A 17,344-nucleotide genomic window follows, 5' to 3' on the forward strand; every position below is an offset into this window, starting at 1 on the left:
CGATTGTTATTATTAATTCATTATTCATTGAGAAAAACTAATGTATTTTATGTACTTTTGAGTCAAATTTAGACACGGAATAATTCAAAAAGTGATCAAAAAACTATTCTTTATATTTTTAATAGGAGTTTTTCAACTTCTACTGTCTCAGGAAACGTATAGCGACTTCTATAAATTGAGAGAGAAATATGAAAATTTTGCAGAAAATGATTCAAAGGCTTTTCCGTTTATTCAACCTTACATCAATAAAGCAAAGAGAGAAAAGAACTATGATAAATTAGTTCAGGGCTATAAGGACGGTGTATTTTATTCTTCTTTAAATGAAGAAAAATTAAAATATGCAGACAGTATGGTTTGGGCAGCCAATCAATCGAGCAATGAAGATCTTAAGATTATTGCACATGTTGATAAAGGCGTTATTTATTATTATCATTATAAAAAATTTCAACTTGCTCTTAATGAATATCTTGAAGCTTATAAGTATTCAAAAAACACAAAAAATGAATATTTAAAGTATCAAAACCTTTATCATATCGGTGTTGTAAAAAGTTATTTGGGATATCATGAAGATGCTTCGGAATTGTTCACAAAATGTCTTGTTTATTACAGGGAAAAAGCAAGATCTATCACAAAGCTTCATCCGAATGAAATTTATAACAATACAAAAGGCTATTTGAACAGTCTTCATCAATTAATTATCTGTTACAGAAATCTCGGGAAAAATAAGGAAGCTGATGCTGCAATACAAACCGGACTTGCAGAAATAGGAAATAATCCTGAGTATGATCTGGAAAAAGGTTATTTTCTTGTATCTAAAGGCATTTCTGAATACAAAAGAAATCAATTTCAAGCGGCTTTGAAAAACTTTAATGAATCGCTTCCGGCTATAAAAGACAGTCGGGATTTTGCAAGGCTTTCGGTTGATTATTTTTACATTGGAAAAAGTTATTCCGGATTAAAAAAGACTAAAGAATCCATTATCTACTTTAAAAAGATAGATTCAATTTTTCAAAAACATCAGTTTATTCTTCCTGAATTGAGGGAAAACTATGAAATTTTGATCGATTATTCAAAAAAAGAGAAAAATCAGACTCAACAATTGTATTATACAAGTCAGCTTTTGAAAGCAGATAGCATAATGTCTAAAGATTTCATCTATCTTTCTCCAAAAATCCACAAAGATTACGATACAAAAACGTTGTTGGAAGAAAAAGATAAGCTTCAGAGTATAAATTATCTTGGAACTATTATCATTATTGTTTTAGTGATTTGGGCAATCGGTTTGGTTACTTTATTGACAAGGAGGCATAAAAAAGCCAAAGAAATTCAGCAAAAATATATTTTGGTGGAAGAAAAATTTGCAGCGCATCAAAATATTGTTGAGGAAGATGTAATTCCGGTTATTGAAGAAAAGAAAATAAATCTTACAGAAGGGAAAGTAGGAGAACTGTTACGAAAACTGAAAACTTTTGAAGATAAAAAAGAGTTTACTCAAAAAGGTTTGACGATCGGTAAATTGGCAACTCAACTGGGAACGAATTCCAACTATCTTTCCCAAGTTATCAATGAATATAAAAAGGCAAATTTCAATAAATATTTAAGTGAACTTCGTATCAATTATATCACAAATCTTCTTTTCGAAGACAAAAAATATCTGAAATATAACATCGAAACTCTTGCAAAAGAATGCGGAATTGCTTCCAGACAAAATTTTTCAGATCTTTTCTATGAAATCAACGGAATTCGTCCAACGGATTTTATTAAAAAAAGGAAACAGGAGATTGAAAATAACGGAACAGTTTAAATATAACTATGAAAAAAATAATCATTGTACTTTTATTTGGCTTGTTGATAAGTTGTGATCCTGGTTATTCAATATATGTTGCGAACAGATCACAGGATAATATTTATGTTGAAACAAATCGTGCAATAGAATCTCGTTTATTGGCTAATGAAGGACCATTTTATGATTCTATTGTTTCAAAGAAGAGTAATTCATCAGATAAAAATGCTTTATATAAGTTAGATAAAAATACAAACATCTTTTTGTTCTCATATATTGGAGCACCAAATTCCGATTATTTTCCATTTGAAAATTTGAAAATAATAAAAGGATCAGATACAATTCGAGTTGATAAAAGTAATTTTATGCAGAAACTTACTAAGGGAAAGAAAAGTACTTATTTTATAGACGTAAATTAGTTCATGATGGAATTTTTAAAACAAAATTTCACCAAAATTATATTGTACTTCTTTGCTGGAGTTTTCTGTTTTGGAATTGTAAAGCAGGTTTTTGATCCAAATTCTGATAAATATGAATATTTTGAGCAGCATTTTAATGGGAGAGTTATTTATCGTTCTTATGATCAAATGAGTCATACTTATTTAATAAAATCTTCCGACTATAAAAAGATTTATATAGATGATTTAGATTTTTTTACACTTATTAAATTAGGAGATTCTATAGTAAAGAAGAAAAATGTTACTTACCTCACACTCTATAAAAAAGATCATTGTAAAATAATTTATGATATGTATGACAAGAAATTGAGGATTTTAAAATGAAAATATCTTCATTATATTTGATTTAAAATAAAATCATCATGAGGAAACTTCTTTTCATTATTCTGAGTGTTGTTATCGTCTTAATAATTATTGTTTTAATCAAAACATTCACCTATCCTTTCAAAAAAATAAACTCAAAAACTTCTGAAGGTTGGAAATTTGTTAAAAACGATTCAGCTATTCAAAGATTTTCGGGTGGACTGAAAATTGCGACAGTTTCTTCAGGAGAATTGGGCACTTTTGATTATTCCACATTTGATACAATAAAAGAATATCTAAGAACTTCCTATCCCTTAATTTACGAAAATACAGAGTTTACAGAAGTTAATAAATACGGTTTAGTTTTTAAGTTAAAAGGCAAAAATTCGTCTCTTGATCCGATTTTATTTCTTTCTCACACAGATGTCGTTCCTCCCGGAGATGCGGATGTGAAAGATAAAAGCGAAAATATTTTCAGACCCGATGATAAACCTTTACCTGCTGTTTCCAAAGTTGCGGAAGATTGGGATTTCGGACCGTTTTCCGGAGCAGTTGCCAATGGAAGAATCTACGGAAGAGGATCAATCGATATGAAAGGAATGCTTTTCTCTCTGATGGAATCCATGAATAATTTAATTAAAAATAAGCATGTTCCACAACGTGATATTTACTTAGCTTTTGGATTTGACGAAGAAGTTGGCGGACAACAGGGCGCAGTAAAAATTGCTGAATATTTTAAAAGTAAAAACATAAAATTTGATGCTGTTTATGACGAAGGCGGCTTGATTTTAGAAAAGGGGAGTGTTGCGGGAATCGATTCCGATGTTGCAGTGATTGGCTGTGCAGAAAAAGGTTTTCTTTCCGTTAAGATTAAAGTAAAAGGATTAGGCGGTCATGCTTCTATGCCTCCGATGGAAAGCGCAATCGGAAAAGCTGCAGTTATTATGCAAAGACTGGAACACGATCAGATGAAACCTATGATTACTCCATTGATCAATGAATTTTTTACGAATATTGGTGGATCAATGTCGTTTGTGAATCGAATGGGAATTTCCAATCAATGGTTATTAAAACCAGTACTTTTAGCTCAATTGACAAAAAATAATTCCACCAACGCTTTAGTCCGAACAACAACAGCGTTAACTATGATGAAAGGAAGTGATGCACCAAACGTTCTTTCGCCTGAAGTGGAATTCGTGGTCAATTTTAGACTTCTTCCCGGAAATTCAGTTAAAGATGTTAAAGAGCATATTGCCAATGCCACCAAAGGTTTTGATGTGGAAATTGAAGAAGTTGACAGTGTAAAAGAAGCTTCAGATGTTTCACCAACTAATACAAAAGCATTTAAATTAATTGAAGCAGCAATCAAAGAAATTCATCCGACAGCGATTGCGACACCTTATCTCACAGTAGGTGCGACCGATGCTTATAAATATCAGATTGTCAGCAAAAATATTTACCGTTTTATGCCTATCAAAATCAATGATGCTGAAAAACAGTCCATTCACAACACCAATGAATATCTAAGCATCGAAAATTACATGAAAATGATCCATTATTTTGAATTCATTATGTTGAATTATGATAAATAGTTTTTAATGATGAATGATGAATGATGAATGATGAATGATAATTTTACAATTAAAAACAACTCAACATTAATAACAGTTAGTATTAGAGATGTCATCCTGAGCGCGAAGCAGTCGAAGGATTCCTAAGATTTTTCACTTTATTACACTCTAACTTAGAGACAATTCAAAAAAAAAATTAAAACAAAAAATAACACGTCAAGTTTTGTCGTATTACGCCATTAGTTTTGTCATATCAAAAATACAAAGCTATGGAACTGCCATTATATTTAAGTTTTAATGAATTTGAAAACCGCTATTACGACAACCTTGAAAAATGGTTTGAAGAATATCAGAATACAAGTGAGATAGATTATCTCAAAGAACTTTCGAAATTATACAGCTCTTATTTGTATTATAATTTCGCGAATGACAGACTTCAGGCGGATGCTTCGATTCAGATCAAGGATTGCTTTTTCCCGGATTATGATAAGATCGGAATTTCTTTCTGCACAAATTGTGAAGACGGAAAATCCGTGAAAAATACAAAAAATATAAAGCATCAGTTCGAATGGAAAACAATCACGATGATGGAATATGCTCAACATATTTTAGATAAAATCAACAGACATTTTTCTAAAAATAATGATCAGGAAAATAAAAATATACTTGATTTCATCAACAATTGTGAAATAATTACCTCAAGAAACGGAGCTGAATATTGTGTGAATTACAATCAGCATCAATCGACAATCCCTTTCCTGAAAGCTTATCTTCCGGTTTATGGACAAACGGTAAATATTGCTGTTTACAGAGATTTTTTATTCTCTATTGTTCAGATCGCAGAATTTATTGATCAGAAATTAAAAGACGTTCGCGCTTTCGAAAGTATGATTTATATAAAATTAAAATCTGAGGCAAGATTCAAAGTACAGATGAGCCATCAGTTTCTCACCATGTGCAATTAATTTTTACACCAAAACATTCATATAGCTAAATTGTAGTTTGAAAACGAGTTGGTACTTTTTTTCAAACGAAAATCCCAGTCTTTTTGATTGGGATTTTTATTTAATCAACAAATTTTTTTACCTTTCAAAACATTTAAAATATATAATGAGAAGAAATTTAATACATTTATTGTTTTTTGTTGCAGGCTTCATTTGTGCCTCGTTAATATTTATTTTTTTCAACAACACAGGAAGGTATATTCCAATTGATACAAAATATAGTGATGTTTATATGTCAATTTTAGATACAAAAACAGGAATAATTTATACAGAGGTTAAAGATCGAAGTAGTGATAAAATGTATCATTTGAAAGTTGATTTGACAAACTCAGTAAAAGAAAAAAAATAAAATAAATTTGGAAATAAAAAAAGTCTCAGGTATAAAACCTAAGACTTTTTTTTGCAGAGAGGAAGGGATTCGAACCCTCGATACAGTTACCCGCATACTACCTTTCCAGGGTAGCTCCTTCAACCACTCGGACACCTCTCTTTATTTGAGACTGCAAAAATAGGGTATTTTCTTGAATCTGCAAACTCAAAATGCAATTACTCGGAAATTTCTCCACAAAGGCTTTTGGAAAAGTTATCAGCAAAACTTCCTTCGTAATTTGGATTATCAATTAAATGCATTGCTTTTGTGATCGCACTTTCCGCAGTCATATCTTTTCCGCTGATGGCTCCGATTCTTGAGAAAATATTGCTATTTTCATATTTTCCGAATGATATTCCTCCTGAAATACACTGGCTTACAACTACGATCTCTGTTCCGTTGTTTCTGATTTGCTGTAATGTTTCTACCGTTTTTTCGCTACTGAAAATAGTTCCAGATCCAAAAACCTGAAGAATTAAAACCTTCATCTTCGGGATTTCTTTAAAATGATTAAGATTCATTCCCGGAAAGATTCTCCAGAAAATAATATCTTCCGAAATATGATCGTCTACATAAAATTCACTACTTGAATCGCCACGGTGAAGATTATCTTTAATAATATTTAAATGAACTCCGGATTGCCCAAGAATAGGGTAGTTCGGACTGGAATAAGCATCAAAATACTCCGCAGAATATTTCAGCGTACGGTTTCCTCTTAATAATTTATATTCAAAATAAATCGCAACTTCCTGAATGACTGCTTCATCATTTTCATACAAACTTGCGTAATACAAGCTCGTCAAAAGATTTTCCTTTGCATCTGTTCTTAAATCTCCGATCGGAAGTTGTGAACCTGTCAAAATTACGGGTTTTGTCAATCCTTTTAACATGAAACTCAATGCAGAAGCAGTATAAGACATTGTATCTGTTCCGTGAAGAATTAAAAAGCCATCATATTTTTCATAATTTTTATGAATGTAATGAGCGATAATTTTCCATTCTTCGGGTCCCATATCTGAAGAGTCAAGCGGTTTTTCGAAAGGATGTACAAACACTTCGCATTCCATGAGCTTCATTTCGGGCATTTTCTCAAAAATATTTCCAAAATCAAAGGCACGAAGGCTTCCAGTTTCATAATCTTTCTCCATACCGATCGTTCCACCGGTGTATATCAACAGGACTTTTCTTTTCATAGAGGACTTTTCTTAGATTTTTAAACCTGATTCAGGTTCGTTCCTCAAAATTACGTTAATTTGCAAAGATTTGAAAATGAATGAAAGATTTAGAACAAACTTTTGAGTATTTAAAACAGTTTTTAACAGAGGAAAGATTAGCAAAAATTGAACATTTCTCACCGGAAAGTTCAGATTTTGTGCTTCCTGTCGTAGAAGATATTTATCAGTTTCGAAATGCGGCGGCGATTGTACGCTCTGTGGAAGCTTGTGGTTTTCATAAAGTGGTGGCTTTGCAGGAAGAGTATAGTTTTGAACCCAATCTTCGTGTAACAAAAGGTGCAGATACTTGGGTTGAAGTGGAAAAACTTCCCAGAAATATGGAGTCTTTTCAAAAAATTAAAGATAGAGGTTACAAAATAGTCGTTGTTTCACTGGAAAATAACGCTAAAATGCTTCCTGAATACGAAATTACAGAACCGATAGCTTTGGTTTTCGGAACAGAAATGGAAGGTGTTTCACAGGAAATTCTGGATTTTGCAGATGAAACATTGGCAATTCCGATGTATGGTTTTACGAGAAGTTTTAATGTGTCGGTTGCTGCTTCAATCTGTATGTATGAATTGAAACAAAAGCTGATCAAGTCAGACATTGATTATAAATTAAACGAAGAAAAACTTTTAAGAAAGAAAATTCTTTGGACAGTAAATTCCATCAGAAGCGGACAACAGATTTTTGATAAATATTTGAAGGATAATAACATTGATTTTAGTTAATGAGAATCATAATTTTATTGATTATTTCACTCACATTTTTTTCATGCAAAAAAGCCGAAAAAATAAATTCAACAGTAAGTAAAGCTGTACAAGATTCTCCTGTTGTCATAAAAGATGATCAGCCTGAAAAAGAGTTAAGCAATGAAGAAATTTTAAAGATTCAGCAGGAAGAGGAAAGAGAGAGATCGCAAATTATTAGGAAATATACTATTGAAAAGACAAATAACAATTTTAAATATAAAATTTATTGCGAGGAGCAAAAAAATGAAGTTGTTAATCTTAGAAAAATAAAAATTCTTAAATCAGGTAAACTTATACAGGAAATAAAAATTCCTAAAGATTCTGCAATTATTTATCACGATTATGAATTCGATTTCTCATCCAATGAAGACTGGAATTTTGATGGATTTCCAGATGTTAAAATGATAAAATTTGTTGGAATGGTTGATGTGGAATACTATTTATGGATCTATGATAAAAAAAGTAAGAAATATAATCTTTGTCAATCCTTTAGCGGTATTTTAAATCCTATACTTAATAAAAAGGATAAAGAAATTACTTCCAAATATCATATTGGTCCAACAGAATATCATTTTGAAACATACAATTACAAAAACGGGAAATTTGTAAAAACCTATGAACAAGTTGAAGGTGAAGATTACTAAATCATCTTATTGTAATTCCAAGCTGCAACAAAAATTCCCGCAGTTTCCGTTCTCAATCTTTGATTGCCTAATGAAACTGCTTTTATATTATTTTCAGCCAAAAATGAAATTTCTTTTTCAGAAAAATCTCCTTCCGGACCTATTAAGAATGTAATTTCCTGTAGTTTAGGAATTTGTTTTAATTCAATCCTATCTAAATTTTCGTGACAATGAGCCACAAAAGTATGTTCAGGATTGATATTTTTCAGAAAATCCTGAATTTTAGTCAAATCATTAATGATAGGAAAGTGAAATCTCAAGCTTTGCTTAGAAGCGGCAATTGCTTGTTTTCTTAATTTATCGATATTAATATTTCTACGTTCTGTTTTTTCAGTCTGTAAAATGGTGATCTCAGAAATTCCCATTTCTACAGCTTTTTCTACGAAAAACTCGATACGGTCAATATTTTTCGTTGGAGCAATGGCAATATGAAGTTTTGGGTTGAAATCAGGATAATCACTTTTAATTTCGGAAACTTCGATATTTGCTTTTTTACCTTCAATCATCAGTTTTCCCGAAGCTAGATTTCCTTTTCCATCTGTCACATAGATTTCTTCACCATTTTTCATGCGAAGAACTTTTACAATATGTTGTTGCTCTTCATCATTAATTATTGCCTTTCCGTTATTGATTTCGCCAAAAAAAAGTTTCATATTCTGCCTGAATTTTATAGATAAGTGATTATTAAAAGTAAATTTCATTATCGCTTAAAAATGCCACACCGGTTTTTATCGTGGTATAAATATCGCCTTCACAATCTCTGTATGAACATGCGTAGATTTCTTCAATCCACTTATTGTTCATGAAAATTAAATTCAAATATTCGTTTTTTCTTAAATTATTTTTGATGGATAAATAATCTCCTTCTTTCGGTTCGTAAGTAAAACTAAATACATTTTCTGAATTAATTTTCTCTACGATCTCTTCCTTTATATTTTGAATATATCCAATCTCTGAACTATTCATCAAAAAATCGTCTTCTTCAGCTTCGGCAACGACTTCGTTTTTTCCTGTTATCGTTTCCAGTACCCAATAATATTTTGAATTTTTCTTAGATTGAGTTCCAAGTATTTTTTCTTCTAAAAGTATTTTCATAAATCGTATTTTGCTGTTGCAGACGTTCTTAAATCTGTAAATTCTCCTCGCTCAAATTTCAGCTGTGCAACCATTGCAATCATTGCAGCATTATCAGTTGTATATTCAAATTTCGGGATGTAAATATTCCATCCCAGTTTTTCATGATTATCCTGCATCGCTTGTCTCAAAGCCGAATTGGCAGAAACTCCACCTGCAATTGCCACTTCTTTTATATCTAGATCTTTTGTTGCTTTTTCTAACTTATTCATCAGAATTTCAATGATGGTTTTCTGAACGGAAGCACAAAGATCATTCATGTTATTTTTAATAAAATCAGGATTTTTTTTAACTTCTTTTTGTATAAAATACAAAACAGAAGTCTTAATTCCACTGAAAGAATAATCGTAATTCTCTAATTTTGGTTTATTAAATTTATATGAATCAGGATTTCCTTCTTTAGCCAATCTGTCAATAATCGGACCTGCCGGATAATCCAGATCAAAGATTTTTCCGATCTTGTCAAATGCTTCTCCTGCAGCATCATCAATGGTTTTTCCGATAATTTCCATATCAAAATAATCCTTCACCAAAACGATCATTGTATGACCTCCGCTTACCGTAAGACACAGAAACGGAAATTTGGGCGGCATAGGATTTGCATCCTCAATGAAATGGGCTAAAATGTGCGCCTGGAGATGGTTTACTTCAATCAACGGAACATCCAAACTCATTGCCAAAGACTTAGCAAATGAAGTTCCCACGAGAAGTGATCCCAAAAGTCCGGGTCCGCGTGTAAATCCTATCGCAGAAATTGCATTTTGTTGTATATTTGCTTTAGTTAAAGATTTTTCAACAACGGGGATGATATTTTGCTGATGTGCACGCGAAGCCAATTCGGGAACAACACCTCCATATTCTTTATGGATAGCCTGATTCGCTGCAATATTCGACAGAATAGAATTTCCCTTGATGATAGCTGCTGATGTGTCGTCGCAAGACGATTCAATACCTAAAATTATAGAGTCGCTCATAATAATGGCAAAGTTAGAGAATAATAACGAGAATGAGAAAAAATCGGTAGCTGGAAACTTAGGTGATCAGGTACAGAAGGCTGTTGAGAATGCAGAAGGCGTTGTAAAGGAAACAGTTAAAGAAGCATCTGAACTGGCTTCAGACGCGATTCATCATCCCGTACAGACAGCTGAAGAGTTTGGAAAACAGGCTGTAAAAGATGTTACAAGTTATTCTTGGTGGGCAAGACTTTTATTGATTCTTTTTTGGCTTATATTAGGTCTTGTTACTGCTGTTTTTATCATTATTAATCTTCCTGTGACGAAACAATGGGCTGCAGATCAGGCTTTACAAATTGTAAATAAAGATTTCAAAGCACAGATGTCAACAGAAAGTGTTGAAGTGAATTTCTTCGGAAATGTTAAGATTAAAGGCTTAAAAATAAAGGATTACAAAGGCTATGATTTTATTCAGTCAAAAGAATTCATTGCCAATTCAGATTGGTTTTCTTTGGCTACCAATATCGGAAAACACAATTCTCTAAGTTTTAATTCTCTAACCTTAAAAAATGCTGATGTAAAAGTCATTACTTATAAAGGTGACAGTATCTCAAATTTTATCCGTTTTACACAATTATTCGACAGTGGGAAAAAACGGGATCCGAACAAACCGCCTTTTCAGTTAAATTCAAGGTTGCAGATTCTGGACTCTAAAGTTTCTATTGTTAACCTTAATTCTCCAGGAGAAAAAGGAAAATGGTTAACAGCTACAAATTTCAATCTTAAAGCTCCGAACGTAAAAGTAAACGGACGAAATATCTCTGCTTTAATCAATAATATGTCTTTCACGACAAAAAGATGGGGCAAATCTCATTTTGTAGATACTTTTTCTACAGAATTGTCAATGACAAAAGATTTTCTTGCATTAAAAGACCTGACTTTGAATACAGATCACTCACTTTTGCAGGGAGATATTAAATTTAATCTTCACGACGACGGATCGTGGGCTGATTTTGCTGACAAAGTAAAATGGGAAATGAATATCAAGCAGGGAAGTCAGTTGAGTGGTTATGATATCAGCTATTTTGTTACCAATTGGGATAATTTTATTCCATTTAATATCGCGGGGCAAATGACTGGTCCATTAAATAATTTTAAGCTTGAAAATTTTCTGATCCGAAATCCTGATGTGAACATCGCCACCAAAACAATGAAGGTCGATAAACTGCTTAAAGGCGGTAAGTTTTTAATTGAAACCAATAATCTTTCTGCGGATTTTACTTATAAAGACCTGAAAGCGATGATGCCTTCATTTATTTCCAAAAAGATGAAGAATTTCGCGGATGACTTTGGAAAGCTAAAATATAACGGGACAGCAAGTGTAAATTCTAATAGAGTATTTGTTTCGAACGGAAACTTAATGACTGGAATCGGACAGGCAAAAATCACAAACTTTTCTTTGACAGATTATAGTTCTCCAATGCCAAAATATGTAGGAATTGCTGAGGTTAAAGATTTGAATACGTCAGTTATTACTAAAAATAAATCGGTTGGTTTAATTTCCGGAAGGTTTGATATTAACGGACAGAGTTTCGATGTGAATACGATGAGATTAACTACAAAATCTCAGATCACAAGCGTTGAAATTATGAATAAAGAGATCAATAATCTTTACTTAGACGGATTATTGGATCATAAAAAATATAACGGATTAATCACCGTAAATGATGAACAGGCAAAAGCAACAATTAAAGGTTTAATTGATTTCAGTACTCCAAGAATTTCCATGAATGTGGATGCTGATGTTAATTATTTGAATATGAATTATTTTACCAATAAACCGGGCAACCAGATTGTAAGCGGAAAGGTGAACGGTAAAATGGCAATGACTTCCATTAATGATTTAACTTTAGATGTTGAAGCCAACGGAATTAATTTCTCAACAGCAACGCAGAAATACTCTATCCCGAATGCAAAAGTGAAAACTTTTATTGAAAACGGCGGTCGTGTCATCGATGTTGATGCACCTGGAGCAGTAAACGGAAAAATTTCAGGAAGATATAGTTTAGGAGATCTTGCCGGAATGGTAGAAAACGGTTTAAATAAAATCTTAGTCGGTCCTGCTCCGAGAAAATTATACAGAGGTCAGAATTTTGCGATGAATTTTGATGTTCAGCAAGGTTTGGTAAGTTACTTTTTACCGGATCTGAAAATTCCTCAAGGTGCGAAAGTTGAAGGTCAATATGATGGTAATTCAAATAATTTGATCTTAAATCTTGACGCGGCATCATTAAAATATATAATGACCAAAACTCAGGAAATCACGGAAGCTGATAAAGCTTTAGCTGCTTCTAATCCTGCATATAAAATTAATGAAAGAGACAACATCACACGAGACAGCGCAATGGTGGACAGTGTGATGGTAAGAATAAATACGGCAAATCTTGATCAACAAATTTTTGCTAAAATTAATAGAGTCTTATACAATAAAAATGTTCTTAAAGACATTACCTTAAGTGGAAGAAACGAAAATAATTCAATTCTTCATTTAGCTACAAAATTCAAACATGGAAGTCCTGAAGATGAATTGGATGATAATCTCAAAGAATACGCGATCAATGTCAACCAGTCAACCAATGCAGGAGGGGATTTTGTTTTCAGGTTTGAGCCGACGGAAGTGAAATTTAATGATGTGACTTGGGCGATTGATACAAGTCCTGAACTAAATCATTCTATTACCTATCGTAAAAAAGAAGGTGATTTTGATATTCAGAATCTGAGGATTTATTCTGATAACAGCGCATTATTTGTGAAAGAAGCTCAGTTTAAATCGGCAAAAGATTTTTACGTAGATGCAGAAGTCAACAATTTTGCTATCGAAAAACTGATGGATATGCAAGCCGGAGGAAATTCCTTAAATCTTAAAGGTCTTGCCAACGGAAGTGTGAAAATCAAGATGGATAAGAACACACTTCAGCCTTTAGTCGATATGACGATCGATGATATTATGATGAACGGAAATGACATGGGAGATATTACTATTTCTGCCACGAATGGTTTCTCATTGAATGTTTACGATGTTGATATCAAGGTGAATTCTGCCGGAGTTATTGGAAATAACAGTCTTCATGTTACAGGGACAGTTAATAATAATACTTCTTCGCCAACGATCGATTTAACTGCGGAAATGAGAGACTTTGATGTAGCTTTTGCTCAACAGTTTGTCACCACAGTTTTTGGAAATTTAAGAGGAAAAGCAACGGGAGATCTTAAAATCGCAGGAAAATTCAGCAATCTGGATTATAGTGGAGATATTGCTTTGAAAGGTTTTGGTTTAAAACTATTATTTACAGGAGTAGATTATTCCTTTGATGATACGGTAATTCCTTTAACGAAAGGTTTGGCGATTCTCAACAATGTTGAAGTTCATGATGGAAGAACGAATTCTAAAGGGAATATTTCCGGTGCGATTCAGTTTGAGACACTTTCCTCGATGGGTGTCAACCTTGTAATGAGAGCGGATAATTTATTAATGTTGAATACTACTCAGAAAGATTTGGATCTTTTCTGGGGAAGAGTTTATGGACAAGGGGATTTGTATGTTGACGGACCTGTTTCAGGTTTAAACATATCAACTCCGAATATGAAAGCATTGAGTGGAAGTACTTTTACTTTCAATTCTGGCTCAACTTCTAATGTGGAAGAATTTAAAATGCTGAGGTTTTTAAAAGAAGGAAAAGATGGATTGGTAACTCTTGAAGATAAAAAGAAATCCGGGGCAAATATGAATATAGATTTTGCTTTGGATGTTGATAAAGGAACCACAGTAAATGTTTTGATTGGTGATGATGTAGGAAGCATTATGGTAAAAGGAGCTGCTGAAAAACTACGTTTCCAGATGAACCGACAAGGAAATATTGCCATGAACGGAACATATAGAGTGGATAATGGAACGTTTATTTCTAAAGCTATCCTAAACAAAACTTTCCAGATCGAGAAAGCCAGTAGTATTCGTTGGGATGGTGATGCTATGAAACCTGCTTTAGACATTACTGCAAATTATGTAAGAATGGTTTCAAACGCCGGAGAATATCTGAATATGGGTAGTTTACAGCCGATCAGTATTTTACTTCAAGCCAATATTACACAATCGCTTATTGATCCGAAAGTTGACCTAAATGTGACTGCATTGGATGTTTCCAGCCAGGTTAAAGAAACTTTGGCGGCAAAAATGAGCCAAGAAGGAGAAAAAGTTCTTCAGTTTGGTTCTGTGTTATTGTTAAGTAGTTTTAACGTTTCCAATACTGGTGGAGTAGATGTCGATGTTGCGGGAGTAGCCGAATCTTCAGGATATAATATGCTTTTAAAACAATTGGGATCCGTTCTTAATACAATGAGTAACGAATTTCAGATTGACCTTAATTATGTAAAAGGGGATCAATATTCCAATACAGGGGACAGAGCAAATGCGGGAGTCAGTTTTGCACTTTCGCCAAGAATTAAAGTAAAAACAGGATTGGGAATTCCTTTAACAAAAACCGAAAATACAGAAACAAATTATCTTTCGGGAGAAGGAACGATAGAATACGATATTTCTAAAAAGAATGACGGAGGTCTTATTTTAAGAGGATATTCCAAACCTTCCAATATCGGAATGGTAAATGGAGCGGGGTCAAACGGAACTGCGAATCAAGCGTATGGAGGAGGTATCGTTTGGACCAAGAGTTTCAATTCTATATTCAAAAAGAAGAAAAAAGATAAAAAACAGACGCCTGCACAAACTGAAATAAAAACAGATTCTACAAAATCAGAAGCGAAATAATTCTAATTTTTTAATGATTTTTATCATCCGTGTTAATTATTGTTAATGTTTGATATAATTTTTTTAGTTAAATTATTTTTCATAAATTTGCAAAAAATACATTGTTTTTTTAAGAAAATTGTAATTTAACTAATATGAACTATCAACTGGACGAAATAGACAAGAAAATTCTTGATTTCTTAGTAGAAAACACAAGAATGCCTTTTACTGAAATTGCAAAACAGATGGACGTGTCTGCAGGAACAATTCACGTAAGAGTGAAAAAGATGGAGGATGCAGGTATTATTTTGGGATCATCTCTTAACATCGATTACGGAAAGCTAGACTATCACTTCACAGCTTTCATCGGAATTTTATTGACAAAATCTAACAGAACTCAGGAAGTTTTGAAAGAATTGTCTACTCTTCCTAACGTAATTGAAGCAAGCGTTATTTCTGGAAAATATAACATTTTCTGTAAAGTAAGAGCGAAGAATACTGATGATGCGAAGAGAATTATCTATCAAATAGATGATATTCAGGATGTAATGAGAACTGAGAGTATGATCTCTATGGAGGAATTCCTAAGTGACAAAAACAGATTGATAAACGCAATCTCTATCTAATTCAAATTTTAAACGAATTATATAAAAGAACTTATGAAATCTCTCATAAGTTCTTTATTTTTGTACCTATGGAAGAATACAGCTATTTTGACGAAGATCCGAAGAAAGGATGGGGATTTATTCTGGCTTTTGCAGCCTTGTTGTTGTTTACGATAATGGGATTCGGGATCGATCTGGATGAATATCTTCAACATGAAACATTAAATATTCCATCTTGGTATGCTTACACTGTTTTCGCAATTGATGCATTAATGGTTATCAGTTTAGTTTTAATGTTTTTTTATAAAAAAATAGGCATATTTACTTTTCCAGCATTGTTAATACTGCATTTTTTTATGCACAGCTATTATTTATCCACTTTCCTTTATACAGATGTGACAAACCTTTTCCTTTTTACAGGTTTTGGTATGTTGGCGATTATTCCGAAATGGAAGTTTTTTAGGTGAAAACAAAATTTTTAGTGATAAGATTCATTTTACATTAATTCATGTAATCCATAAGATTGAATTGCTTTTTGTTTTAATGGATTTGTACTCCATTCTTTCCATTCTCCAGAATAAGGGTTATATCCGCATTTTAATGGTTTCGAAATATCTAAACCATCTTCATTCATATGATTTTGTTCGGTATAAGCTCTACAATCTGTACAAATATATCTGAATTCACAATCTTTACATACTTCAATATTATCCTTTGTAAGATTCCAATATTTTTTAAAATCCTTTTGGTTAAGAGCTTGTTCTAAAGTTGTAGTATATATATTTCCAAAACTTTGAGACATCGCAGAACAATTTTTTATGTTTCCATCTTTATCGATTGATATCTTTTTATGAAGACATGAATTGTGCTTAATTGCTTCCGTAAATAATTTTATATTAGAAGCAAAATAACCAGAGCAAACTACACCACAAGATTTCTCTGAAAAGAATAAAGTATTTGAGAAAATTAAATATCCTGTATTGTTTGGTCGTATTGGTGGGATAAAGTCATTTTCTATATAATTCATTGTAATTATATAGATTAGTCTAGGAAATTTTTTTAATAAAATAGAAAGTTTTTCTTTTGTAACTCCTTTTTCGTATTTGATAACGAAACCAATTGAAGAAAGAATCATTTGCTCTTTCTCTATATAATTATTAATGTATGAAATGATTTCCAACACATTTTCTTCTACAATAAATTCTAAAAATTTACAATTAAGATTTTCAAGTTCATTCAATACCTTATCAATAGGTGTATTTTTATTGACAGTAATTGATGCGTTGGAAACTTCAAATGGATAATTGAAAGATACATCTAGTTTTGGAAAATTTTTTGGATTGCTTGTAAGAAATGCAAAATCATGGTCAATAAGAAACTTTATGTATTTTTTAGCTTTTTTTTTACCCTCTATTTTAGTAATGGTTACAATATCAATAGAATCATAATTATTTATAAAATTATAAAGATCTACTGAAATATTTTCAAAAGTATGTCTTTGTAAATCACATATAATAGCATTCTTGCTCCCTTTGACAGCAATGCAGTTCGTATAAATTTTAATTTTTTTAGAAGTCATCAAAATTTATAAATTTAGTTATTGGTTTGTAAAAACTGCTGTTTGTAAATTTGTCTGTGGATATTTTTTTAATTGTTATTTTATTTTTTAATTTATTTTTTTTGTTTGCTTGAGGTTCAAACATAATTTTA

16 protein-coding genes and 1 tRNA gene are annotated in these 17,344 nt (G+C 32.1%); 11 read left to right on the forward strand and 6 right to left on the reverse strand.

From position 1 onward, the window contains the following. The first annotated feature begins 91 nt into the window (after window positions 1-91). The 6 genes from ABD940_RS14610 (at window position 92) to ABD940_RS14635 (ending at window position 5,468) form a co-directional block, all read left to right on the forward strand. A complete protein-coding gene (locus ABD940_RS14610; RefSeq protein WP_345205364.1) occupies window positions 92-1,804 on the forward strand; it encodes an AraC family transcriptional regulator in 1,713 nt (570 codons plus the stop codon). An 8-nt stretch (window positions 1,805-1,812) separates the two neighbouring features. Further along, a complete protein-coding gene (locus tag ABD940_RS14615) occupies window positions 1,813-2,202 on the forward strand; it encodes a hypothetical protein (protein WP_345205367.1) in 390 nt (129 codons plus the stop codon). Window positions 2,203-2,205: 3 nt separating this feature from the next. Further along, on the forward strand, window positions 2,206-2,565 hold the full coding sequence (locus ABD940_RS14620; RefSeq protein WP_345205370.1) for a hypothetical protein: 360 nt from the start codon (window positions 2,206-2,208) through the stop codon (window positions 2,563-2,565). 38 nt (window positions 2,566-2,603) lie between these two features. Then, window positions 2,604-4,136 (forward strand): M20/M25/M40 family metallo-hydrolase, encoded by a 1,533-nt coding sequence (locus ABD940_RS14625; RefSeq protein ID WP_345205372.1) that lies wholly within the window; start codon window positions 2,604-2,606, stop codon window positions 4,134-4,136. Between the two features lie 248 nt (window positions 4,137-4,384). Next, complete coding sequence (locus ABD940_RS14630; RefSeq protein ID WP_345205375.1) at window positions 4,385-5,080, forward strand: hypothetical protein; 696 nt, start codon at window positions 4,385-4,387, stop codon at window positions 5,078-5,080. 145 nt (window positions 5,081-5,225) lie between these two features. Further along, the gene (locus ABD940_RS14635) at window positions 5,226-5,468 is read left to right on the forward strand and encodes a hypothetical protein (RefSeq protein ID WP_345205377.1); all 243 of its coding nucleotides are present in this window, start codon (window positions 5,226-5,228) and stop codon (window positions 5,466-5,468) included. 54 nt (window positions 5,469-5,522) lie between these two features. Here ABD940_RS14635 and ABD940_RS14640 read toward each other — a convergent pair. Both ABD940_RS14640 and ABD940_RS14645 read right to left on the reverse strand, forming a co-directional pair. Beyond that, window positions 5,523-5,609, reverse strand: a tRNA-Ser gene (locus ABD940_RS14640). Between the two features lie 56 nt (window positions 5,610-5,665). Continuing rightward, complete coding sequence (locus tag ABD940_RS14645) at window positions 5,666-6,682, reverse strand: asparaginase (RefSeq protein ID WP_345205379.1); 1,017 nt, start codon at window positions 6,680-6,682, stop codon at window positions 5,666-5,668. 80 nt (window positions 6,683-6,762) lie between these two features. On the opposite strand from ABD940_RS14645, the gene ABD940_RS14650 reads away from it, so the two are divergent. Both ABD940_RS14650 and ABD940_RS14655 read left to right on the forward strand, forming a co-directional pair. Beyond that, window positions 6,763-7,437 (forward strand): TrmH family RNA methyltransferase, encoded by a 675-nt coding sequence (locus ABD940_RS14650; protein ID WP_345205381.1) that lies wholly within the window; start codon window positions 6,763-6,765, stop codon window positions 7,435-7,437. Further along, a complete protein-coding gene (locus ABD940_RS14655; protein ID WP_345205383.1) occupies window positions 7,437-8,102 on the forward strand; it encodes an XAC2610-related protein in 666 nt (221 codons plus the stop codon). The genes ABD940_RS14650 and ABD940_RS14655 overlap by 1 nt, the downstream gene beginning before the upstream one ends. On the opposite strand, the gene ABD940_RS14660 is transcribed toward ABD940_RS14655, so the two are convergent. Genes ABD940_RS14660 through tsaD form a run of 3 tightly spaced genes read right to left on the reverse strand, consistent with a single transcriptional unit; the run spans window position 8,099 to window position 10,249 of the window. Then, window positions 8,099-8,794 (reverse strand): RsmE family RNA methyltransferase, encoded by a 696-nt coding sequence (locus ABD940_RS14660; protein ID WP_345205386.1) that lies wholly within the window; start codon window positions 8,792-8,794, stop codon window positions 8,099-8,101. The genes ABD940_RS14655 and ABD940_RS14660 overlap by 4 nt on opposite strands. A 31-nt stretch (window positions 8,795-8,825) precedes the next feature. Further along, window positions 8,826-9,236 carry a hypothetical protein gene (locus ABD940_RS14665; RefSeq protein WP_345205389.1) on the reverse strand — a complete coding sequence of 137 codons (411 nt, stop codon included), beginning with the start codon at window positions 9,234-9,236 and terminating at the stop codon, window positions 8,826-8,828. Next, window positions 9,233-10,249 carry a tRNA (adenosine(37)-N6)-threonylcarbamoyltransferase complex transferase subunit TsaD gene (gene tsaD, locus ABD940_RS14670; RefSeq protein ID WP_345205391.1) on the reverse strand — a complete coding sequence of 339 codons (1,017 nt, stop codon included), beginning with the start codon at window positions 10,247-10,249 and terminating at the stop codon, window positions 9,233-9,235. Before tsaD ends, ABD940_RS14665 begins: the two co-directional genes overlap by 4 nt. Before the next feature lie 4 nt (window positions 10,250-10,253). Here tsaD and ABD940_RS14675 point away from each other — a divergent pair, with 4 nt between their 5' ends. From ABD940_RS14675 to ABD940_RS14685, 3 genes are all read left to right on the forward strand, one after another. Next, on the forward strand, window positions 10,254-15,050 hold the full coding sequence (locus ABD940_RS14675) for a translocation/assembly module TamB (RefSeq protein WP_345205394.1): 4,797 nt from the start codon (window positions 10,254-10,256) through the stop codon (window positions 15,048-15,050). Between the two features lie 134 nt (window positions 15,051-15,184). Next, on the forward strand, window positions 15,185-15,655 hold the full coding sequence (locus ABD940_RS14680; RefSeq protein WP_039371059.1) for an Lrp/AsnC family transcriptional regulator: 471 nt from the start codon (window positions 15,185-15,187) through the stop codon (window positions 15,653-15,655). Window positions 15,656-15,723: 68 nt separating this feature from the next. Further along, window positions 15,724-16,101, forward strand: coding sequence for a hypothetical protein (locus ABD940_RS14685; protein ID WP_345205400.1), 378 nt, complete (start codon window positions 15,724-15,726; stop codon window positions 16,099-16,101). Between the two features lie 29 nt (window positions 16,102-16,130). Here ABD940_RS14685 and gwsS read toward each other — a convergent pair whose 3' ends face one another. Next, entirely contained in the window at window positions 16,131-17,213 is a 1,083-nt protein-coding gene (gene gwsS, locus ABD940_RS14690) for a grasp-with-spasm system SPASM domain peptide maturase (protein ID WP_345205402.1), read from the reverse strand. Window positions 17,214-17,344: the final 131 nt, after the last annotated feature.

Source organism: Chryseobacterium ginsengisoli (assembly GCF_039542325.1).
GTDB classification, from domain to species: domain Bacteria; phylum Bacteroidota; class Bacteroidia; order Flavobacteriales; family Weeksellaceae; genus Chryseobacterium; species Chryseobacterium ginsengisoli.